Below are 15,198 nucleotides of genomic sequence, written 5' to 3'. Positions count from 1 at the left end.
TCCATGGCCGAGTTCACGGTCAACGCGCAGCGGTTCGACCCGTACAAGAACTTCAAGTTCCTGGTCGTCTGGGACGGGCGCGTCGTCGCAGGCGTCAGCAAGATCAGTCCACTCAAGCGCACCACCGAGGTGGTCAAGCACCGCAACGGCGGTGACGCCAGCTCCCCGCGCAAATCGCCGGGGCGCACCGAGTTCGAGGCCGTCACGCTGGAGCGCGGCGTCACCCACGACACCGAGTTCGACCGCTGGGCGAACAAGGTGTGGATGGTCGGCGCGGGCCGCGGCTCCGAGGTCTCGCTGGCCGACTTCCGCAAGGACATCGTCATCCAGGTGCTCAACGAGGCGGGCCAGGTCGCGGTCTCCCACAAGCTCTACCGCGCCTGGATCAGCGAGTACCAGATCGTCGGGGAGCTGGACGCCAACGCCAACGCGGTGGCTATCCAGAGCCTCAAGCTCGAATGCGAGGGCTGGGAGCGGGACTACGAGGTCCCGGAGCCCGAGGAGCCCTCGTACCAGCAGCCGGCCTAGGCCGGTCGCGGATGGAACACCTGGAGGCCGGGGCGCTGCTCGCCGCGTGGGAGGCGGGCCTCGCGTCCGACGACCGCGGGCGCGCCCTCCTCCTGCACGGCCTCGCCCGCCCCGGGACCGGAGCCGGGGAGCTGCTCTCGGTCCCGGTGGGGCGGCGCGACGCCGAGCTGTTCGCCGTCCGGCGGGCGCTGTTCGGCACGGAGCTGGAGGTGCGCGCGGACTGCGCCGAGTGCGGGGAGGAGATGGAGTTCTCGTTCGACGCGGCGGGGCTTGGCACGGACGGGCCCGGCACGCCCCCCGGGGCGCCGGACGGCCCGATCCGCGTCGAAGAGGGCGAGTGGACCGTCGAGTTCAGGCTGCCCACCCCCGCCGACCTCGCCGCCGTCGGGACCGTACCGGGCGACCGGGCCAGGACCGCGCTGCTGACCCGCTGCGTCGTCCGGGCCGAGCACGGCGGCCGGCCCGTGACGGACCCCGACCTGCCCGACCGGGTGCAGCGAAGGATGGCCGCGGCCTCGGAGGCGTCCGACCCACTGGCCGACGTGACGCTCAACGTCACCTGCCCGGACTGCGGCAAGGCCACCCGGGCCGAACTGGACATCGCCTCCTACCTGTGGGCCGAGCTCGACGCCTGGGCCCGCGACACCCTCCTGGACGTCCATCTGCTCGCCACCGCGTACGGCTGGAGCGAACCGGAGATCCTGGCGCTCAGCCCGCTGCGGCGCCGCTACTACCTGGAGCTGTGTGCGGATGCCTGACTTCTTCGACCGCCTCCTGGCGCGCCACGCACCGGCCCGCCGGGACGCGCCCACCGGCACGACCCGGCTGCGGCCCCGCCTGCCGGAACCGTTCGAACGGACCGGGACGACGGGAGCCGACGGACCGGAGCCCTCCGATACCTGGGACGTCCCGGCCGCGGGCCCCGCCCGTACGGCCGGGACCGGCCGGCGGCCCGCCGCGACGCTCCCCGTGCCACCACCGGCCCCCACCGCCCCCCGTCCCGCCACGGCCCGGACACGGGACCACGCGGCGGCCGTGGCGCGGCCGCTGCCCGCGCGGCCCTTACTCGCGGCCCCGGCCGTACCGCCGCCGCTCGCGCCCGTCCCCGGGCGCGATGCCGGGCGGGAACGTCGCCGGGACGCCGGCCCCGCCGAGCCGTCCGGGCGGCCGTCCGCCCGCCGGACGGCGCGTCCCGCCGAACCACCGGCCCGTACCGCCGGCAAGCCCCCCGCCGCGGCCGTGCCCCAGGCCCGTCCACGGCAGTCCGAACGGGCCGCCCCGGCCGTACCGGCCGCCGAGAGACGCCGTCGGCACCAGCCGCCCGAGCGGGTGATACGCGTCAGCATCGGCCGCCTGGAGGTCAACGGCGAGCGCCGGCCCGTGCCCACGAAGCCGACCGTACGGGGCGGGCCCGACGGCGGCGGCCGGCCCCGGCCGTCCCTGACCCTCGACCAGTACCTGACCCGGGGCGACGGCGGTGGCGCATGAGCAACTCACTCGCCGTCGCCACCGTCACCGAGGCCCTGCGGCTGCTGATCGCGCACTCGGTCGCCCCCGACGTCCCGTTCGCCGTCGACGTCACGGCCCGCAAACCGCCCGCCGACCCGCCCGCCCAGCCCACCATCACCGTCTTCCTCCACCAGGTCACCCCCAACGGCTCGCTGCGCGGCCACGACCTGCCCACCCGGAGCGGCGACGGCACCCTGCTCAAGAAGCCGATCGCCCCCCTGGACCTGCACTACCTGATCAGCTTCTACGGCGACGAACGCGAGCTCGTCGCCCAGCGGATGCTCGGCTCGGTGGTCCGTACCCTGCACGAGGTCCCCTCGCTGCCGAAGGAGCTGATCGAGGAGGCGGCGCGGGCCCCCTTCCTGGCCGGCACCGACCTGGCGTCCGCACCGCTGCGGGTGCGGTTCACCCCTACCAAGACGGACGTCGACGAGATGTCCAAACTCTGGTCCACGATGATCCAGACCCCCTTCGCGACGTCCCTCACGTACCAGGGCACCGCCGTGTTCATCGAGGGCAAGGAGGACCCGGTGGCGGGCAAGCCGGTGCTCAAACGCACGGTACGGGCGATCCCCACCAGGCAGCCGCTCGTCGACCGCGTCCTCTCCCGCCCCGCCGGGTCACCGCCCGGCGCCGACCCGGTGGAAGGCCCGGTCCCGGCCGGTCACGAGCTCGTCCTCCTCGGCGCCGGGTTGCGCGCCGACCGGGTGACGGCCCGGGTGGGCGGGCTGGACGTGCCCTTGGCGGCCGGCCGGGTGCGCGACGACCGGGCGGTCGTCGACGTACCACCGGCCCTGCCGCCCGGGGTCCACACGGTGCAGCTGCTGCACGGTCTGGAGCTCGGGATACCCCCGAAGCCGCACTGGGCGCTGGAGTCCAACGCCGCAGTCTTCGCACGCCGTCCCGGGATCACCGGAACCGTCCGGGTGGAGGACGCCACCGGAACCGGCGCCGTCGACGCGGTCCTCGTACTCGACCTGGACATGCCCGTCCGCACGGACCAGCGCGTATTGCTGCTGCTCGACGAGAAGCGGCCCCCGTCGGACCGCCCGGCCGCCGGATACCAGTTCCGGGCCCCCTTCCCACCGGGCGAGCGGCCCGACCCGAGCGTCGTCCGGATCCGGATCCGGGGCGTACGGCCCGCCGTCTACCTGGTCCGGGTCCAGGTGGACGGGGTGCAGAGCGCGCTGACGCTGTCCACCGAGGGGACGTACGACGCCCCCGCGGTCGACCTGACCGGCACGAACTGACGAGCGCGGGAGCCAGGGCCCGATGGCGGGAGGAGAGGAGGTGAGGCCGATGGGCCGGTACGAGGACGCGCACCAGCGGGCGCTGGCCGCGGCCGTCCGGCAGGTGCTGGACCGCCTGGACGCGCACGCCACCGGAGCGGCCGGGCCCGCCCCGGCGGAAGCCGGTGGTGAGGCGGCGCGCCCGGCCGCCCCGGCGGACCGGCCGGGGAGCGCCCTGGAGACCGTGGTGTCCTGCTTCTGCCTCAGCCCCTTCGAACGCGATGTGCTGGTCCTCGCCGCCGCCGCCGAGACCGACCCCACCACCGGGCCCCGCTGCGCCGCCGCCTGCGGTGACCCGGCCCGGGCCCACCCCACGTTCGCCCTGGCGCTCGCGGCCCTGGACGGCCCCCACTGGAGCGCCCTCACCCCGGTCGGCCCGCTGCGCCGCTGGCGGCTGGTCGAGCTCGCGGACGAGACCGCGCCGACCACGTCCCGGTTGCGCGTGGACGAGCGCATCCTGCACTTCCTGGCCGGAGTGCCCTACCTGGACGCCCGGCTGCACGGCCTGGTCCGGCGCAGGGCCGAAGGGGAGGGCGAGCTGCCGCCCGGCCACCGGACGGCCGCCGACCGAGTCACCGGATCCTGGGGCGCCGCCGACCTCGAAGGACCTCCCCAGGTCGAACTCGTCGGCGCCGACCGGGAGACCCGGTGGGACGTCGCCGCGGCGGCCGCCGGACAGGCGGGCCTCGCCCTGTACACCACCTCGGCCGACGACCTGCCCGCCGAGCCCGCCGAGCGGGACGCCCTCGCCCGGCTCTGGCAGCGCGAGGCCATCCTCCTCCCGGCCGCCCTGCTGGTGGAGACGGGCGACCGGCCGACCGCCGAGCGGCAGGGCGAACGGCGGGCCGCGCTGGAGGCGTTCCTCGCGGAACTGGCCGTGCCACTGATCCTTTCCAGCGACGATCCCCGGCCCGGCGGAGGGGCCGTCCGCGACCGCGTCACCGTCGGACCGCTCACCCCACAGGAACAACTACGGCTGTGGACCCGCGCCCTGGACGGGGTCGAAGGAGTGGGGGAGCGGGACATGCGCGACCTGGTCGCCCAGTTCTCGCTGCCCGCCCATGTCATCCGCGCCGCGGGCGCGGCCGTACGCCGCGCCCCCGGCGGCGACGCCGGGCGGCTGGCCTGGACGGCGGGCCTCGCCGAGGCGCGGATGTCCCTGGACGAGCTCGGCCGCCGGATCGAGCCCCGGGCGAGCTGGAACGACCTGGTGCTCGGGGAACGGCAACGCGACGTGCTCCAGGAAGCGGTCGCCCATGTCCGGCAGCGGGCCACCGTCTACCAGGAGTGGGGCTTCGAGGCGGTGCTGCGTCGCGGACTCGGGGTGACCGCGCTGTTCGCCGGGGGCTCCGGAACGGGGAAGACCCTCGCCGCCGAGGTGATCGCCGGCGAACTGGGCGTCGACCTCTTCGTCATCGACCTGTCCCAAGTGGTCAGCAAGTACATCGGCGAGACCGAGAAGAACCTGCGGCGCGTCTTCGACGCCGCCGAACGGGGCGGCGCGCTGCTGCTGTTCGACGAGGCCGACGCCCTGTTCGGCAAGCGCAGCGACGTCAAGGACAGCCACGACCGCTACGCCAACCTCGAGGTCAGCTACCTGCTGATGAGGATGGAGGCGTACCGGGGCCTGGCCGTGCTCACCACCAACATGAAACAGGCGCTCGACCCGGCCTTCATGCGCCGCATCCGCTTCGTCGTGGACTTCCCCTTCCCCGGGGTCCCCGAACGTGCCGAGATCTGGCGGCGGGTCGTCCCCGAGCAGACGCCCAGCGAGGGCCTGGACGCCGACCGCCTCGCCCAGCTCACCGTGGCGGGCGGCTCGATCAGGAACATCGCGCTGGCCGCGGCGTTCCTGGCCGCGGAGGAGGGCACCCCGCTGCGCATGCGGCACATGCTGGCGGCGGCCCGCACCGAGTACCTCAAGCTGGAGCGCTCGCTGACCCCCTCGGAGGTGCGCGGATGGGTGTGACGGACGCCGGGCGCGTCGACATCGAGATCGGCGAGCTGGTGCTGACCGGCTTCGACCATCTCGACCACACCGTGGTCGCCGAGGTCTTCCGGCGCGAACTCCACCGGCTGGTCCGGGAACACGGCGTCCCGGTCGCCGGGGACACCGGCCTCGCGGTGGACCTCGTCCACGGCCTGCCACCGCTGCCCGCCACGGCGTCCCCGCACCGCCTGGGCACGGCGCTGGCCCGGGCGGTGCACACCGGTCTGACACGCGGCGGCGCGGGACCGGACCGAGCCACGGACCGGGGGAGGCGCACATGAGCGGGGCACGGACGTACCACCAGGGGACCGGGCCGGACACGAAGGACGCCACCGGCCGGCAGCGCGGTCGTAAGGCCCGCGTGCCCAAGGCCCGTCCGCCCGAGCCCAAGGAGATCATCACCGCCGCCGGGCAGCCCCTCGACCTCGGCCTGCGCCGGGAGATGGAGGAGCGCCTGGGCCATGACTTCGAGAAGGTGCGGATCCACACCGACCGGGACGCGGCGGCCCTCACCGACCTGCTCGGCGCCGACGCGGTGACGGTGGGCGAGGACATCTTCTTCGCCGAAGGCCGGTTCCGGCCGGGCACGGAGGACGGGCGGCGCCTGGTCGCGCACGAGCTGCTGCACACCGTCCAGGCGCCCCACGCGCTGGGCGCCCTGCGGGCGGGCCGCGACCTCGGGGCCGTCAGCCTGCCCCGGGACCCGGTGGAGATCCAGGCGGAGGACGGCGCCCGGTCGGAGCGACGGCCCGAGGTGAGCCGGAGCGCCACCCCCGGCTGGCTGCGGTACGCCCGGGTCGGGGCCGACCGGTTCCGTACCGAACAGCTCGATCCGGCGACCCTGGTGGACCGGCTGGCGGCGGGCATCCTGCGCTCGCTGCGCGGCGACCCCACCGACTCCTCGGGGCGGGTGCGGCTGCAACTGGCCGGTTTCGCTCCCGGACTCCAGGACGCCGTGCTGGACCGGCTCGCCCGTCGGCTGCCCTCCTCCGACCACCAGCGGGTGCTCGAGCTGGTCCACGAGGCCGAGACCTCCCCGGAGGGCAAGGCCTCGGGCGGCGCCCCGGAAGGGCTGGGCTCCGCCGACGAGGCCCTGTCGGACGAGCGGCGGAGCGAGCGGGACGACCGCCGGGCCGAGAACGAACGGCGGGAACGGGAGCGGGACGAAGAGCGCGGGGCCGGGCAGCGGGAGCGGCGGGACCCGGAGGAGTCGCGGGACGCCGGGGACGAGCGGGAGCGCCGCGACGGCGAAGGACGGAGCGAGGAACGGGCCGAGCGGGAGCGGGACCGGGACCGGCAGCGCGAGGCGGAAGAGGCGGAAGGGGCGGAGCGGGCCCGGGACCGGGAGACGTCGGACCGGGGCCCGCGGGAGGAGCCCGAGCCGCGGCGGCCCCGCCCGGCGGAGGACCAGGAAGACCGTGCCGCGGAAGGGGAACGGACGCGGCAGGGCGAAGAGGCACGGGCCGGGCAGGCGGCGCCGCCCGCCATGGCCGCGGCGGGCGTCCGACGGCCTCCCGGTGAACCCGGGGCCGTGGCACCGGTGTCCCGCTTCGCCGTCGTCGGGGCCGTCCGTACCGCCCCGGCGGCCGGGGCGAAGGCGGGGCACGAGAAGGTCGACGAGAACACCGTCGAGGCCGTCGCCCTGGACCCCGCCGGACCGCTCGCCAAGCACGGACTCGCCGAGCGGGACGACTGCTCCGAGGAGCCGTCCCGCGAGGAGGAGCCGCTGGGCATGGAACCCGGTGCCCGGGACGAGGTGCCGCTCCCGCCGGTCGGGACCGGCACGGAGGAGGACACCGAGGAGCCGGCGCGGCAGGAGCGGGAGCCCGAGCGGGCCCCCGCCGAGGAGACCCTGCCCGACGACACGCGGCAGGCCGGGGCGGACCCCGACCAGGCGGACCGGGGCGGTCCCGGCCGAGCCCCCTCCGTGCCCGAGCCGGAGCCCGACGAGGCATCGCCCGGCGACGCGGACGCGGACGCGGAGGCCGAAGCCGACGCGAGCCCGGACGCCGGTGAGCGCGGCACCACCGAAGCACCGGCGCGGCAGCGCCCCGAACCCGAACCCGAGCCCCGGCAGGTCGACGAAGAACTGTCCGACCGAGGACTGGAGGACACCGTTCCGCCGGCCGGGAGCACCTGCGCCGACCCGGCGGCCCGCTCCGCGCTCGCCGCCCCCGAACCGGCGCCGGAACCCTCGGCCGCCCGGCCTCCCGAGCCCGAGGAGACCGGGGACGAAGGGGAAGCGCCGGAGGCCGGAGAACCCTCGGCCGCCTCGGGGGCACCGGCCGGCGCGGCCTCCCTGGACACGGGGCCGGGAGCACCGGCCGGAGGGGCCCCCGGCGGTGACGGTCCGGAACAGGCCGGCGCCGACCCGGCCGACGCGCCCGGCGGACTGGAGTCCGAGGCGGACGCCGACGGCACCGCCACGGAACCCGTGCCCGCCGACGCCTCCCTGGAGGACGGGGGCGGCGGCTGCGAGGGAACCCCGGACGCCGCCCCCGGCGCCGCGACGGGCGGCGCCGCGCCCCGCGTCGGCGGGGGCGGCGGGGGCGGTGGGGCACCCGCGGCACCGGCCAAGCGGGAACCGCCCGCTCCCGACGTGTCGGGAGCGGCGCCCGAGGCCGGGCTGACCACGCTGGCCAAGCTCAAACCGCACCAGGCACGGTCGGCCCTGGGCGGGGTCAACCGGTCGGTGGGCCGTACGGTCGGCCGGGAGCGCACCGCGGTCAAGGACAATCCGCCCACGATGCGGCGGCCCTCCGGCGCTCCGGGAACCCTGCACGGCCCCGCGCGGACCGCGGCCCCCGGCGAGTACTCCAAGGACGCGGTGGGCAGGGTCGACGCCCCGCAAGGCCGTACCCCCGACGTCGAGGGCGGCACGGTCCCGAGCGGCGAGAACCCCGCCGAGAAGGTGGAGGAGCCGGGCTGGTTCGACGTCGCCCTGGGCATCCTGGGCAAGATCGCCAGCGCGTTCGTCTCGATGGACGACCTGTCCGAGTCGCTGAGCGGGATGCCCACCCGGGACAAGTCGCTGAACACCACCGTGGGCAAGGCGTCCAAGGTGCCGGTCACGGAGGACGCCGACCCGGGGCGCACGGACCGGCAGCGCACCAATCTGACCGACAAGGGCCGGGAGCTGAGGACGGCGGGCCGGGAGGACGCCGCCCGGCCCATGGGCGAGGACCGGATCTTCCCCGACGTGCCCGGCGAGACGCTCACCGCCGAGGTCCCGGAGGGACACGGACAGGAGCGCGGCGGAACGGGCGCCGGGGGCGCCCCGGCCGGCCAGGTTCCGGTCGAGGCCGTGTCGGCGGTGGCGGAGCAGGAGAAGGGGCCCGAGATCCAGGCCGGGTTCGGCCGGGGCACGGAGGCGATGGGCACCGAGCGCCGCACCAAGGACTCCGGATTCGAGGAGTCGCGGGCCCGGCACCGCAAGGACGTCGACGCCGAGATCGCCGCCAACACCGAGGCCCAGGCGGGAGAACGCGGGCAGGCGGTGTCCGCGGTCTCGGAAGCCCGCGAGCAGTGGCGGCGGGAGCAGGACGACAAGCTCGCCGAGATCGACGGCAAGACCGGCACGGAGCACGAGAAGGCCCGTAAGGACATCGAGGACAAGCGGACCAAGACCGACGCCGACGTCGAGAAGCGCACCAAGGACGACAACGACAGGATCGGGACCGAGCGGGACAAGGCCGAGAAGGGCGCCGAGGCCAAGCGCGACGAGGGCAAGAAGGAATCGGGGAACTGGCTGAGCCGGGCGATCGACTGGGTCAAGGACCAGTTCACCAAGCTCAAGAACGCCATCGTCGACCTGTTCAACGCCGCCCGGCGCGCGGTCACCGGAATCATCAACGAATTCAAGAAGGCCGCTTTCGACCTCATCGACGGCGCCCGGAAGTTCATCGTCGGGGCGATCAACGTCTTCGCGGACGTCCTGATCGGCTTCGGGAACGTCCTCCTGGCCGCGTTCCCCGAGGCCAGGGACAAGTGGCGGAACTTCATCGACAACAAGCGCGACGCCGCCGTCAACAAGGTCAACGAGTACGCCGACCGGCTGAAGAAGCGTGTCGGGGAACTGCTCGACAAGCTCGGCAAGGCACTGACCGCACTGCTCGACGTGCTGGAATCCGGCCTGCTGGCAGCCGTGAGCATCGTCGAGAACGCCGTCGTCGACGCGCTGAAGTTCGCCGAGTTCGCGCTGAACACCCTCGGGGAGTTCGCGGCCATCGCGATGGACATCGTCGGTGACCCGGGCGGCTGGATCGGCAAGCTCAAGGAATCCGCCGTCGACGGTGCGAAGAACCACCTCTTCAACGAGGTCCAGCGTGCGGTGAAGGCATGGTTCGACGAGAAGGTCCAGGAGATCGTCGGCGTCCCCAAGCACATGTTCGACGTCCTGCTGAAGGGCTGTCTGACCGTCGCCAAGATCGGCCGGATGGCCTGGGAAGCGGTGGTGGCCAACCTGCCGCTGATCATCGGCGAGCTGGTCATCGAGAAGGTGGTCGCGAAGCTCATCCCCGGCGCCGGCTGGGTCCTGGCCATCATCGACGCCATCAAGACCGCCTGGGGCGCCCTCCAGGCGATCTTCTCCGCGATGAACCTCGTGCTGGGCTATCTGAAGGCCGTCAAGGCGGGCAAAGCGGGCCCGCTGTTCGCGAAGGCGGCCGCCGCCGGTGTCGTGGCCCTGCTCGAACTGCTCTACCAGTGGCTGCTCAGCGGCATAGGCAAGTACATGAAGAAGGTGACCTCCAAGCTGAAGGGCCTGGCGGGCCGGCTCCTCAAGGGCTTCAAGGGCGGCCGCCCGGCCGCGCGCAAGGGGCAGGGCATCCGGGTCAACCAGGTCCGCAGGGACCTCCGGGGGGCCGGCGAGGCCATCCGCAACCCCCGGTCCACCGTCCCCGGGGCCAAGCCCCGGCCGGGCCGCCCGAAGCCACCGCGCTTGCGGCCGCCGCGCCCGAGGCCCGCGCGTCCGGCGGCCCAGCGCCCCACGAGGCCGGCCAGGCCGAAGGCGCCGCCTCGTCCGAGGCCGCGCCCGAGGCCGAAGCAGAAGCCGAGGCGTTCGGGACTGCCGTCGAAGTACACCCTCCAGCGGGTCAAGCAGCGCGCGAAGAGAGCTCTCGGCACGGTGAAGGCCGGACTGCGGTCGCTGGGCGGGAAGCTGCGCAACAGCAGGATCGGCCGCGCCTTCCGGGACAACGCGGCCCGGTTGAGGGACATGTTGAAGCGGCAGCGGGAGGCGTTGCGGCGGCGCTGGGAGAAGCTGACGGGGAAGGGAAAGGACAAGGGAAAGCCGAAGCCGAAGCCGGCCGGCGAAGCCATGACGGACCTCGACCTGCCGAAGGCGAAGTTCCGCGGCGACGACCAGGTGGCGCACACGCTGCTCTTTGATTCCCGGGGGCGTGGCGCGCATCTGGTCGTTCACAGCAGTCCGACGGGGGTGGCGCGGTTCCTCCGGGAGTGGAAGCAGGACATCCATGCCATGGAATCCGGCCCGAAGGCGTCGGAGCAGATGACCGGCTGGCGGGCGGCCTATGCCGCCTTCCGTAACGCGAAGGTCATTCAGTCGCGGCTGCCGCGCAAGGTTCCCAAGGGAGGCGGCGGAGCGAAGTGGGCGGACGACGTCGTCGCGCTCCGCTCGCAGTTGAACACTCTGGCCCACTCGATGGCTCTTCGGGAGCACGGCGCGGAGAAGCCACCGCTGCCTCCGACGATCCTGCCCGCCTTCGCGGACAATGTCCGGGCCCCGCGCTACACCAAGGCGTCGTACATCCAGCCGAAGACGCCCGCGGGGGAGACGTCCGACAAAGCGACGAACGGCAACCCGCTGGGCTGGAGGGCGATCCAGGCCGCATCGCTTTCCGGCCCTCCTGAGCGCTGGTTGCGCATGCACCTCCTCCCGGAAAGGATCGGTGGCAAGGCGACAGGATCCAACCTGGTACCGGCTCCCCTCGCGGTCAACAACCACTTCAAGGACAACGTGGAACTGGCCGCCGACGAGGCGAGGTCGAAGCCGAGCATCGAGGACATGGTCTGGTACCGCGTCGTCGTCAGCTTCTGGCCGACTCCCGGGCACTATCCCCAATCCATCCTGGCCATGTGGGGCGGCTACCGGGTGAACAAGGGCAAGTGGGAGGAGAAGAAGCCCTCCAAGGCGCGGACCTATGGTGAAGCCATCCATCAGCCGGGCGCCGGGGACCCGAGGCTCAACGTGAGCAAAGCCGCCGACTCCGAGATCGCGGCCAAGTTGATGACCACGCTCGGATTCGCACGGCGGATCATCCAGCTCCGGCCGTTCCTCAACGTCGGCCAGGTCGTCACCAAGCTCCGGGCCTACGAGGCGTCGAAGCCCTCCGGGGTTCAGCCCTTGCCGGATTTCCAGACGGTCATCGACCGCATCAACGACCTGATCACGAAAAAGGACCTCATCGTCTAGCGGGAAAACGCCCCCTTAGGGAGAAGGGTTGATGTGGAAGATCTCACGCAGTGTGAAAGGGGGCTGGTGGCCATGCTCGACGAACTCAGAGCCTGCCCACAGGTCGCCCTCCACCGGGACGACCTGTGGCCCGCCGACGAGAGCTTCGGCGACGCCGACACCGTGTTCGCCAGGATCGCGGAGTGGTACGGCGTGGCTCTGGATCCCGCGCTCAAGCGGTGCTTCTTCCGGTTCGCAGGCATCATGGCCCACTGGTCCGCGGACGCGGGCGGTCGGGAATTGTCCGGCGAGTTCACTCTCTGTGATCTCCTCTCCCTGGTGGCCGACCAGCCACCCGATCTCGGTGTCGAATTCGGCTCGGAGTTCGAGCGTGAGCTGGAGCCCCGGCTCCGGGTCCTGGACGACACACGGTTCGCCGGCGCCGGAAAGCTCACCGCGTTGCGGATCGAGCCCGACACCCCCGATCCCGAACTGTGGTTCTTCGACGTCTCGCGGGGCTTCTTCAAGCTGGACATCGACTACTGCGGATACCTGGAGGCACTACCCCTCACCAAGGGCGTCCACGGCTGGCAGTACCTGTTCACCGACGTCCGCCTCGCCGACGAGGCGTTCCGCGGTGTGCTCGCCGACATGAGGAACATGCTCGACGTCCTCCCCGGACTCTTCCCCGACCACGACTACACAGCCCTCACCGACCGATTGGCCCAGCGCCTATGACCCGCTACGCGGATCTCGCCAAACCCATCCGCTCCGGAATCGTCGTCATCGACCCGCGGCGCGGCACCCCGCGCGGCATCATCGTGCTGCAGTTCAACCCGGACACCCTGGAGCGCTCGCTGGCGCCCGACGCGGCCGGTGCCGACGGTGCCGGGGACCGGACCGAGGCGTTGCGGCTGAAGGGGCCCGCCACGGAGACCTGGAAGTTCACGGCCGAGATCGATGCCACGGATCAGCTGGAGGTGCCCTGGTCCGACGGGATCGCCCCGCAGCTGGCCGCCCTGGAGACGCTGCTGCACCCGCCGAGCGCGGTGCTGCGGGACAAGGAACTGCTGGCTTCCTTCGGGACCTTGGAGATCTCCCCGGTCGAGGCGCCGTTGACCCTCTTCACCTGGGGGACCAAGCGGGTCATGCCCGTACGCCTGACCGAGCTGAGCATCACCGAGCAGGCGTTCGACGTCGAGCTCAATCCGATACGTGCCTCGGTGGGCATCGGGCTGCGGGTGCTGACCGTGAACGATCTGCCGACCGGGCACCGGGGCGCGGAGCTGTACCTGGCGCACCTGGCGAACAAGGAGCAGCTGACCGGGTCGGCGACGTCCGGCCGGCGTGGGGCCCTCGGCCTCGGGAACGCGGGGGGATTCTGATGACGACGAACGGCAGCGACGCTCCCCTCGGCACGGCTCCCGCCCCTTCCCCCTATCCCCGCTCCAGCCGCTACCACGACACCCCCGTCGCCGTGCACGTGGAGCCCGACGGCCGGCAGACCCCGTACCTCAGGCGGCGTCTGCTGCCCGATCCCGCGCGGCTGGGCACCCTCGCCGAGCACACCGTCAGCGCCGGCGACCGTGCGGACCTGCTCGCGCACCACTACCTCGGCAGTGCCGAGCAGTGGTGGCAGATCGCCGACGCCAACCCCGTCGTCGACCCCCGGGAGCTGACCGCGACACCGGGCCGCAGGCTGCGGATCGCGCTGCCGGCGGGCGTGCCCGGAGCCGCGAATGGCTGACGCCCCGGTCACCACGGGACCGATCCGGCTGACCCTGATGATGGGGCGCCGGATCCCCGTGCCCGTGCCCCAACCCGTCACCGACGCCCTGCTGTCCGCGCAGGTCACCGTGGCCAGCGGGCAGCGCAGCGGGTTCCAGCTGGCGTTCGACCTGTCGAAGAACGGGCTGATCAACACCGCCCTGCTGCCCGGCGGGTTCTTCGACCCCGAGACCAGGGTCGTGCTCGTCGTCACCGTCCAGGGCACCCCCACCGTCCTCATGGACGGCGTCCTCATCCGTCAGGAGGTCGGCATCAGCAACCAGCCCGGCCAGTCCACCCTCACCGTCACCGGCGAGGACCTGACGGTGCTGATGGACCTGGAGGACCGGACAGGTACGTCCTTCCCGGCGCTGTCGCCCGCCGGCCAGGTCGCCGTGATCCTCACCCGCTACGCCGCCTACGGCGTCACACCCCTGGTCGTCCCCGAACTGATCCCGCAGATGTCGCTGCCGACCCACCGCGTGGAGACGCAGAAGGGCACCGACCTCGGCCACATCAGCGAGCTGGCGAAGGCCAACGGCTATGTGTTCTACCTCGACCCCGGTCCCGTGCCCGGCATGAGCCGGGCCTACTGGGGGCCGGAAGTACGGCTCGGCGTCCCCCAGCACGCGCTCAACGTCAACATGGACGCCCTGTCCAACGTCGACCAGCTCACCTTCGCCTTCGACGGCACCGCGCGCGAGGAACCGAGCGCCCGGGTGCAGATACCCACCACCAAGATCTCGACCCTGCTGCCCCTCCCCGAGCTGAGCATCCTGCGGCCCCCGCTGGCCCTCAAGCCCGCTCCCGCGCTGAAGAAGACGAAGGTCAAGGACGCCGCCAAGAAGGAGACCGCGCCGGCCCTGGCCGAGACGCTCGCCAAAGCCATGGAGTCCGCCGACGCCGTCTCCGGCTCCGGACAGCTCGACGTCGTCCGGTACGGCCATGTCCTGCGGCCCCGCGAACTCGTGGGCGTACGCGGCGCGGGGATCACCTACGACGGCCTCTACTTCGTCAAGAGCGTCACCCACAACCTCCAACGAGGCACCTACACCCAGAACTTCACCCTCGCCCGCGAGGGGCTGATCTCCCGCACGCCCGTCGTGCGCCCATGAACCCGCAGAACGCAAGCCCGCAGAGCGTAAACCGCAGAGCAGGAGCACAGGAGCAGACGCATGGCCACTGAACCCACCCGCTACCTCGGGAAGTACCGGGGCACCGTGGTGAACAACACCGATCCCGAGCGGAGAGGCCGCATCACGGCGCTGGTGACGGACGTCCTCGGTGACACGCCGTCGAACTGGGCCATGCCCTGCTTCCCGGTGGCCGGCCGGGGGATGGGGCACTACGCGGTGCCGCCCGTCGGGTCCGGGGTGTGGATGGAGTTCGAGCAGGGCAACCCCGGCGACCCCATCTGGTCCGGCTGCTATTACGGGCACGAGAGCGAACTGCCCCCGCAGGCGCTCACCGGCCTTCCCGTCGCCCCCAACCACGTCATGCGGACGACGCTGGGCCGCCGCACGCTGATCCTCTCCGACGACCCGGTCACCGGCATCACCCTGAAGTCCGCGACGGGCGCCTCCATCGTGATCAACGACTCCGGGATCGAGATCGACAACGGCCATGGAGCGAAGATCACGCTCATCGGCCCGACCGTGACCATCAACCAGGACGCCCTGAGCGTGACCTGAGAGGAGGGTTCC

The 15,198-nt window shown here is 72.9% G+C and carries 12 protein-coding genes; all 12 read left to right on the top strand.

Annotated elements, in window-relative coordinates; all coding sequences use genetic code 11:
* Positions 1–3 precede the first annotated feature (3 nt).
* From LUZ64_RS23660 to LUZ64_RS23605, 12 genes are read left to right on the top strand one after another with little or no spacing between them, the layout of a single operon-like run.
* Entirely contained in the window at positions 4–528 is a 525-nt protein-coding gene (locus tag LUZ64_RS23660) for a phage tail protein (protein ID WP_087924793.1), read from the top strand.
* 11 nt (positions 529–539) lie between these two features.
* Positions 540–1,286, top strand: a complete 747-nt coding sequence (locus LUZ64_RS23655) for a T4 family baseplate hub assembly chaperone (RefSeq protein ID WP_095585242.1) — start codon at positions 540–542, stop codon at positions 1,284–1,286.
* On the top strand, positions 1,279–2,016 hold the full coding sequence (locus tag LUZ64_RS23650; RefSeq protein ID WP_232390350.1) for a prolipoprotein diacylglyceryl transferase: 738 nt from the start codon (positions 1,279–1,281) through the stop codon (positions 2,014–2,016). The genes LUZ64_RS23655 and LUZ64_RS23650 overlap by 8 nt, the downstream gene beginning before the upstream one ends.
* Positions 2,013–3,287 (top strand): Pvc16 family protein, encoded by a 1,275-nt coding sequence (locus tag LUZ64_RS23645; RefSeq protein ID WP_232390349.1) that lies wholly within the window; start codon positions 2,013–2,015, stop codon positions 3,285–3,287. Before LUZ64_RS23650 ends, LUZ64_RS23645 begins: the two co-directional genes overlap by 4 nt.
* Before the next feature lie 49 nt (positions 3,288–3,336).
* On the top strand, positions 3,337–5,295 hold the full coding sequence (locus LUZ64_RS23640) for an ATP-binding protein (RefSeq protein WP_211305030.1): 1,959 nt from the start codon (positions 3,337–3,339) through the stop codon (positions 5,293–5,295).
* The gene (locus LUZ64_RS23635) at positions 5,286–5,597 is read left to right on the top strand and encodes a hypothetical protein (protein ID WP_095581554.1); all 312 of its coding nucleotides are present in this window, start codon (positions 5,286–5,288) and stop codon (positions 5,595–5,597) included. Before LUZ64_RS23640 ends, LUZ64_RS23635 begins: the two co-directional genes overlap by 10 nt.
* Complete coding sequence (locus LUZ64_RS23630) at positions 5,594–11,749, top strand: eCIS core domain-containing protein (RefSeq protein WP_232390348.1); 6,156 nt, start codon at positions 5,594–5,596, stop codon at positions 11,747–11,749. The genes LUZ64_RS23635 and LUZ64_RS23630 overlap by 4 nt, the downstream gene beginning before the upstream one ends.
* 33 nt (positions 11,750–11,782) lie before the next feature.
* Positions 11,783–12,466: a hypothetical protein gene (locus tag LUZ64_RS23625; protein WP_143593198.1), complete on the top strand. Its 684-nt coding sequence runs from the start codon at positions 11,783–11,785 to the stop codon at positions 12,464–12,466.
* Positions 12,463–13,113, top strand: a complete 651-nt coding sequence (locus LUZ64_RS23620) for a CIS tube protein (protein WP_095581889.1) — start codon at positions 12,463–12,465, stop codon at positions 13,111–13,113. Before LUZ64_RS23625 ends, LUZ64_RS23620 begins: the two co-directional genes overlap by 4 nt.
* Positions 13,113–13,475 (top strand): LysM peptidoglycan-binding domain-containing protein, encoded by a 363-nt coding sequence (locus tag LUZ64_RS23615; RefSeq protein WP_095581890.1) that lies wholly within the window; start codon positions 13,113–13,115, stop codon positions 13,473–13,475. The genes LUZ64_RS23620 and LUZ64_RS23615 overlap by 1 nt, the downstream gene beginning before the upstream one ends.
* Positions 13,468–14,610: a hypothetical protein gene (locus LUZ64_RS23610; protein WP_095581891.1), complete on the top strand. Its 1,143-nt coding sequence runs from the start codon at positions 13,468–13,470 to the stop codon at positions 14,608–14,610. Before LUZ64_RS23615 ends, LUZ64_RS23610 begins: the two co-directional genes overlap by 8 nt.
* A 60-nt stretch (positions 14,611–14,670) precedes the next feature.
* Complete coding sequence (locus tag LUZ64_RS23605; RefSeq protein ID WP_095581892.1) at positions 14,671–15,186, top strand: phage baseplate assembly protein V; 516 nt, start codon at positions 14,671–14,673, stop codon at positions 15,184–15,186.
* The last annotated feature ends 12 nt before the right edge of the window (positions 15,187–15,198 follow it).

This window comes from Streptomyces albireticuli, assembly GCF_021228125.1.
Lineage (GTDB): Bacteria > Actinomycetota > Actinomycetes > Streptomycetales > Streptomycetaceae > Streptomyces > Streptomyces albireticuli.
This window is presented reverse-complemented; position numbering and strand designations above follow the sequence as displayed.

Coding starts and splice junctions, on each gene's coding strand:
- LUZ64_RS23660 (WP_087924793.1), top strand. CDS start 4: ATGGCCGAGTTCACGGTCAACGCGCAGCGGTTCGACCCGTACAAGAAC.
- LUZ64_RS23655 (WP_095585242.1), top strand. CDS start 540: ATGGAACACCTGGAGGCCGGGGCGCTGCTCGCCGCGTGGGAGGCGGGC.
- LUZ64_RS23650 (WP_232390350.1), top strand. CDS start 1,279: ATGCCTGACTTCTTCGACCGCCTCCTGGCGCGCCACGCACCGGCCCGC.
- LUZ64_RS23645 (WP_232390349.1), top strand. CDS start 2,013: ATGAGCAACTCACTCGCCGTCGCCACCGTCACCGAGGCCCTGCGGCTG.
- LUZ64_RS23640 (WP_211305030.1), top strand. CDS start 3,337: ATGGGCCGGTACGAGGACGCGCACCAGCGGGCGCTGGCCGCGGCCGTC.
- LUZ64_RS23635 (WP_095581554.1), top strand. CDS start 5,286: ATGGGTGTGACGGACGCCGGGCGCGTCGACATCGAGATCGGCGAGCTG.
- LUZ64_RS23630 (WP_232390348.1), top strand. CDS start 5,594: ATGAGCGGGGCACGGACGTACCACCAGGGGACCGGGCCGGACACGAAG.
- LUZ64_RS23620 (WP_095581889.1), top strand. CDS start 12,463: ATGACCCGCTACGCGGATCTCGCCAAACCCATCCGCTCCGGAATCGTC.
- LUZ64_RS23615 (WP_095581890.1), top strand. CDS start 13,113: ATGACGACGAACGGCAGCGACGCTCCCCTCGGCACGGCTCCCGCCCCT.
- LUZ64_RS23610 (WP_095581891.1), top strand. CDS start 13,468: ATGGCTGACGCCCCGGTCACCACGGGACCGATCCGGCTGACCCTGATG.
- LUZ64_RS23605 (WP_095581892.1), top strand. CDS start 14,671: ATGGCCACTGAACCCACCCGCTACCTCGGGAAGTACCGGGGCACCGTG.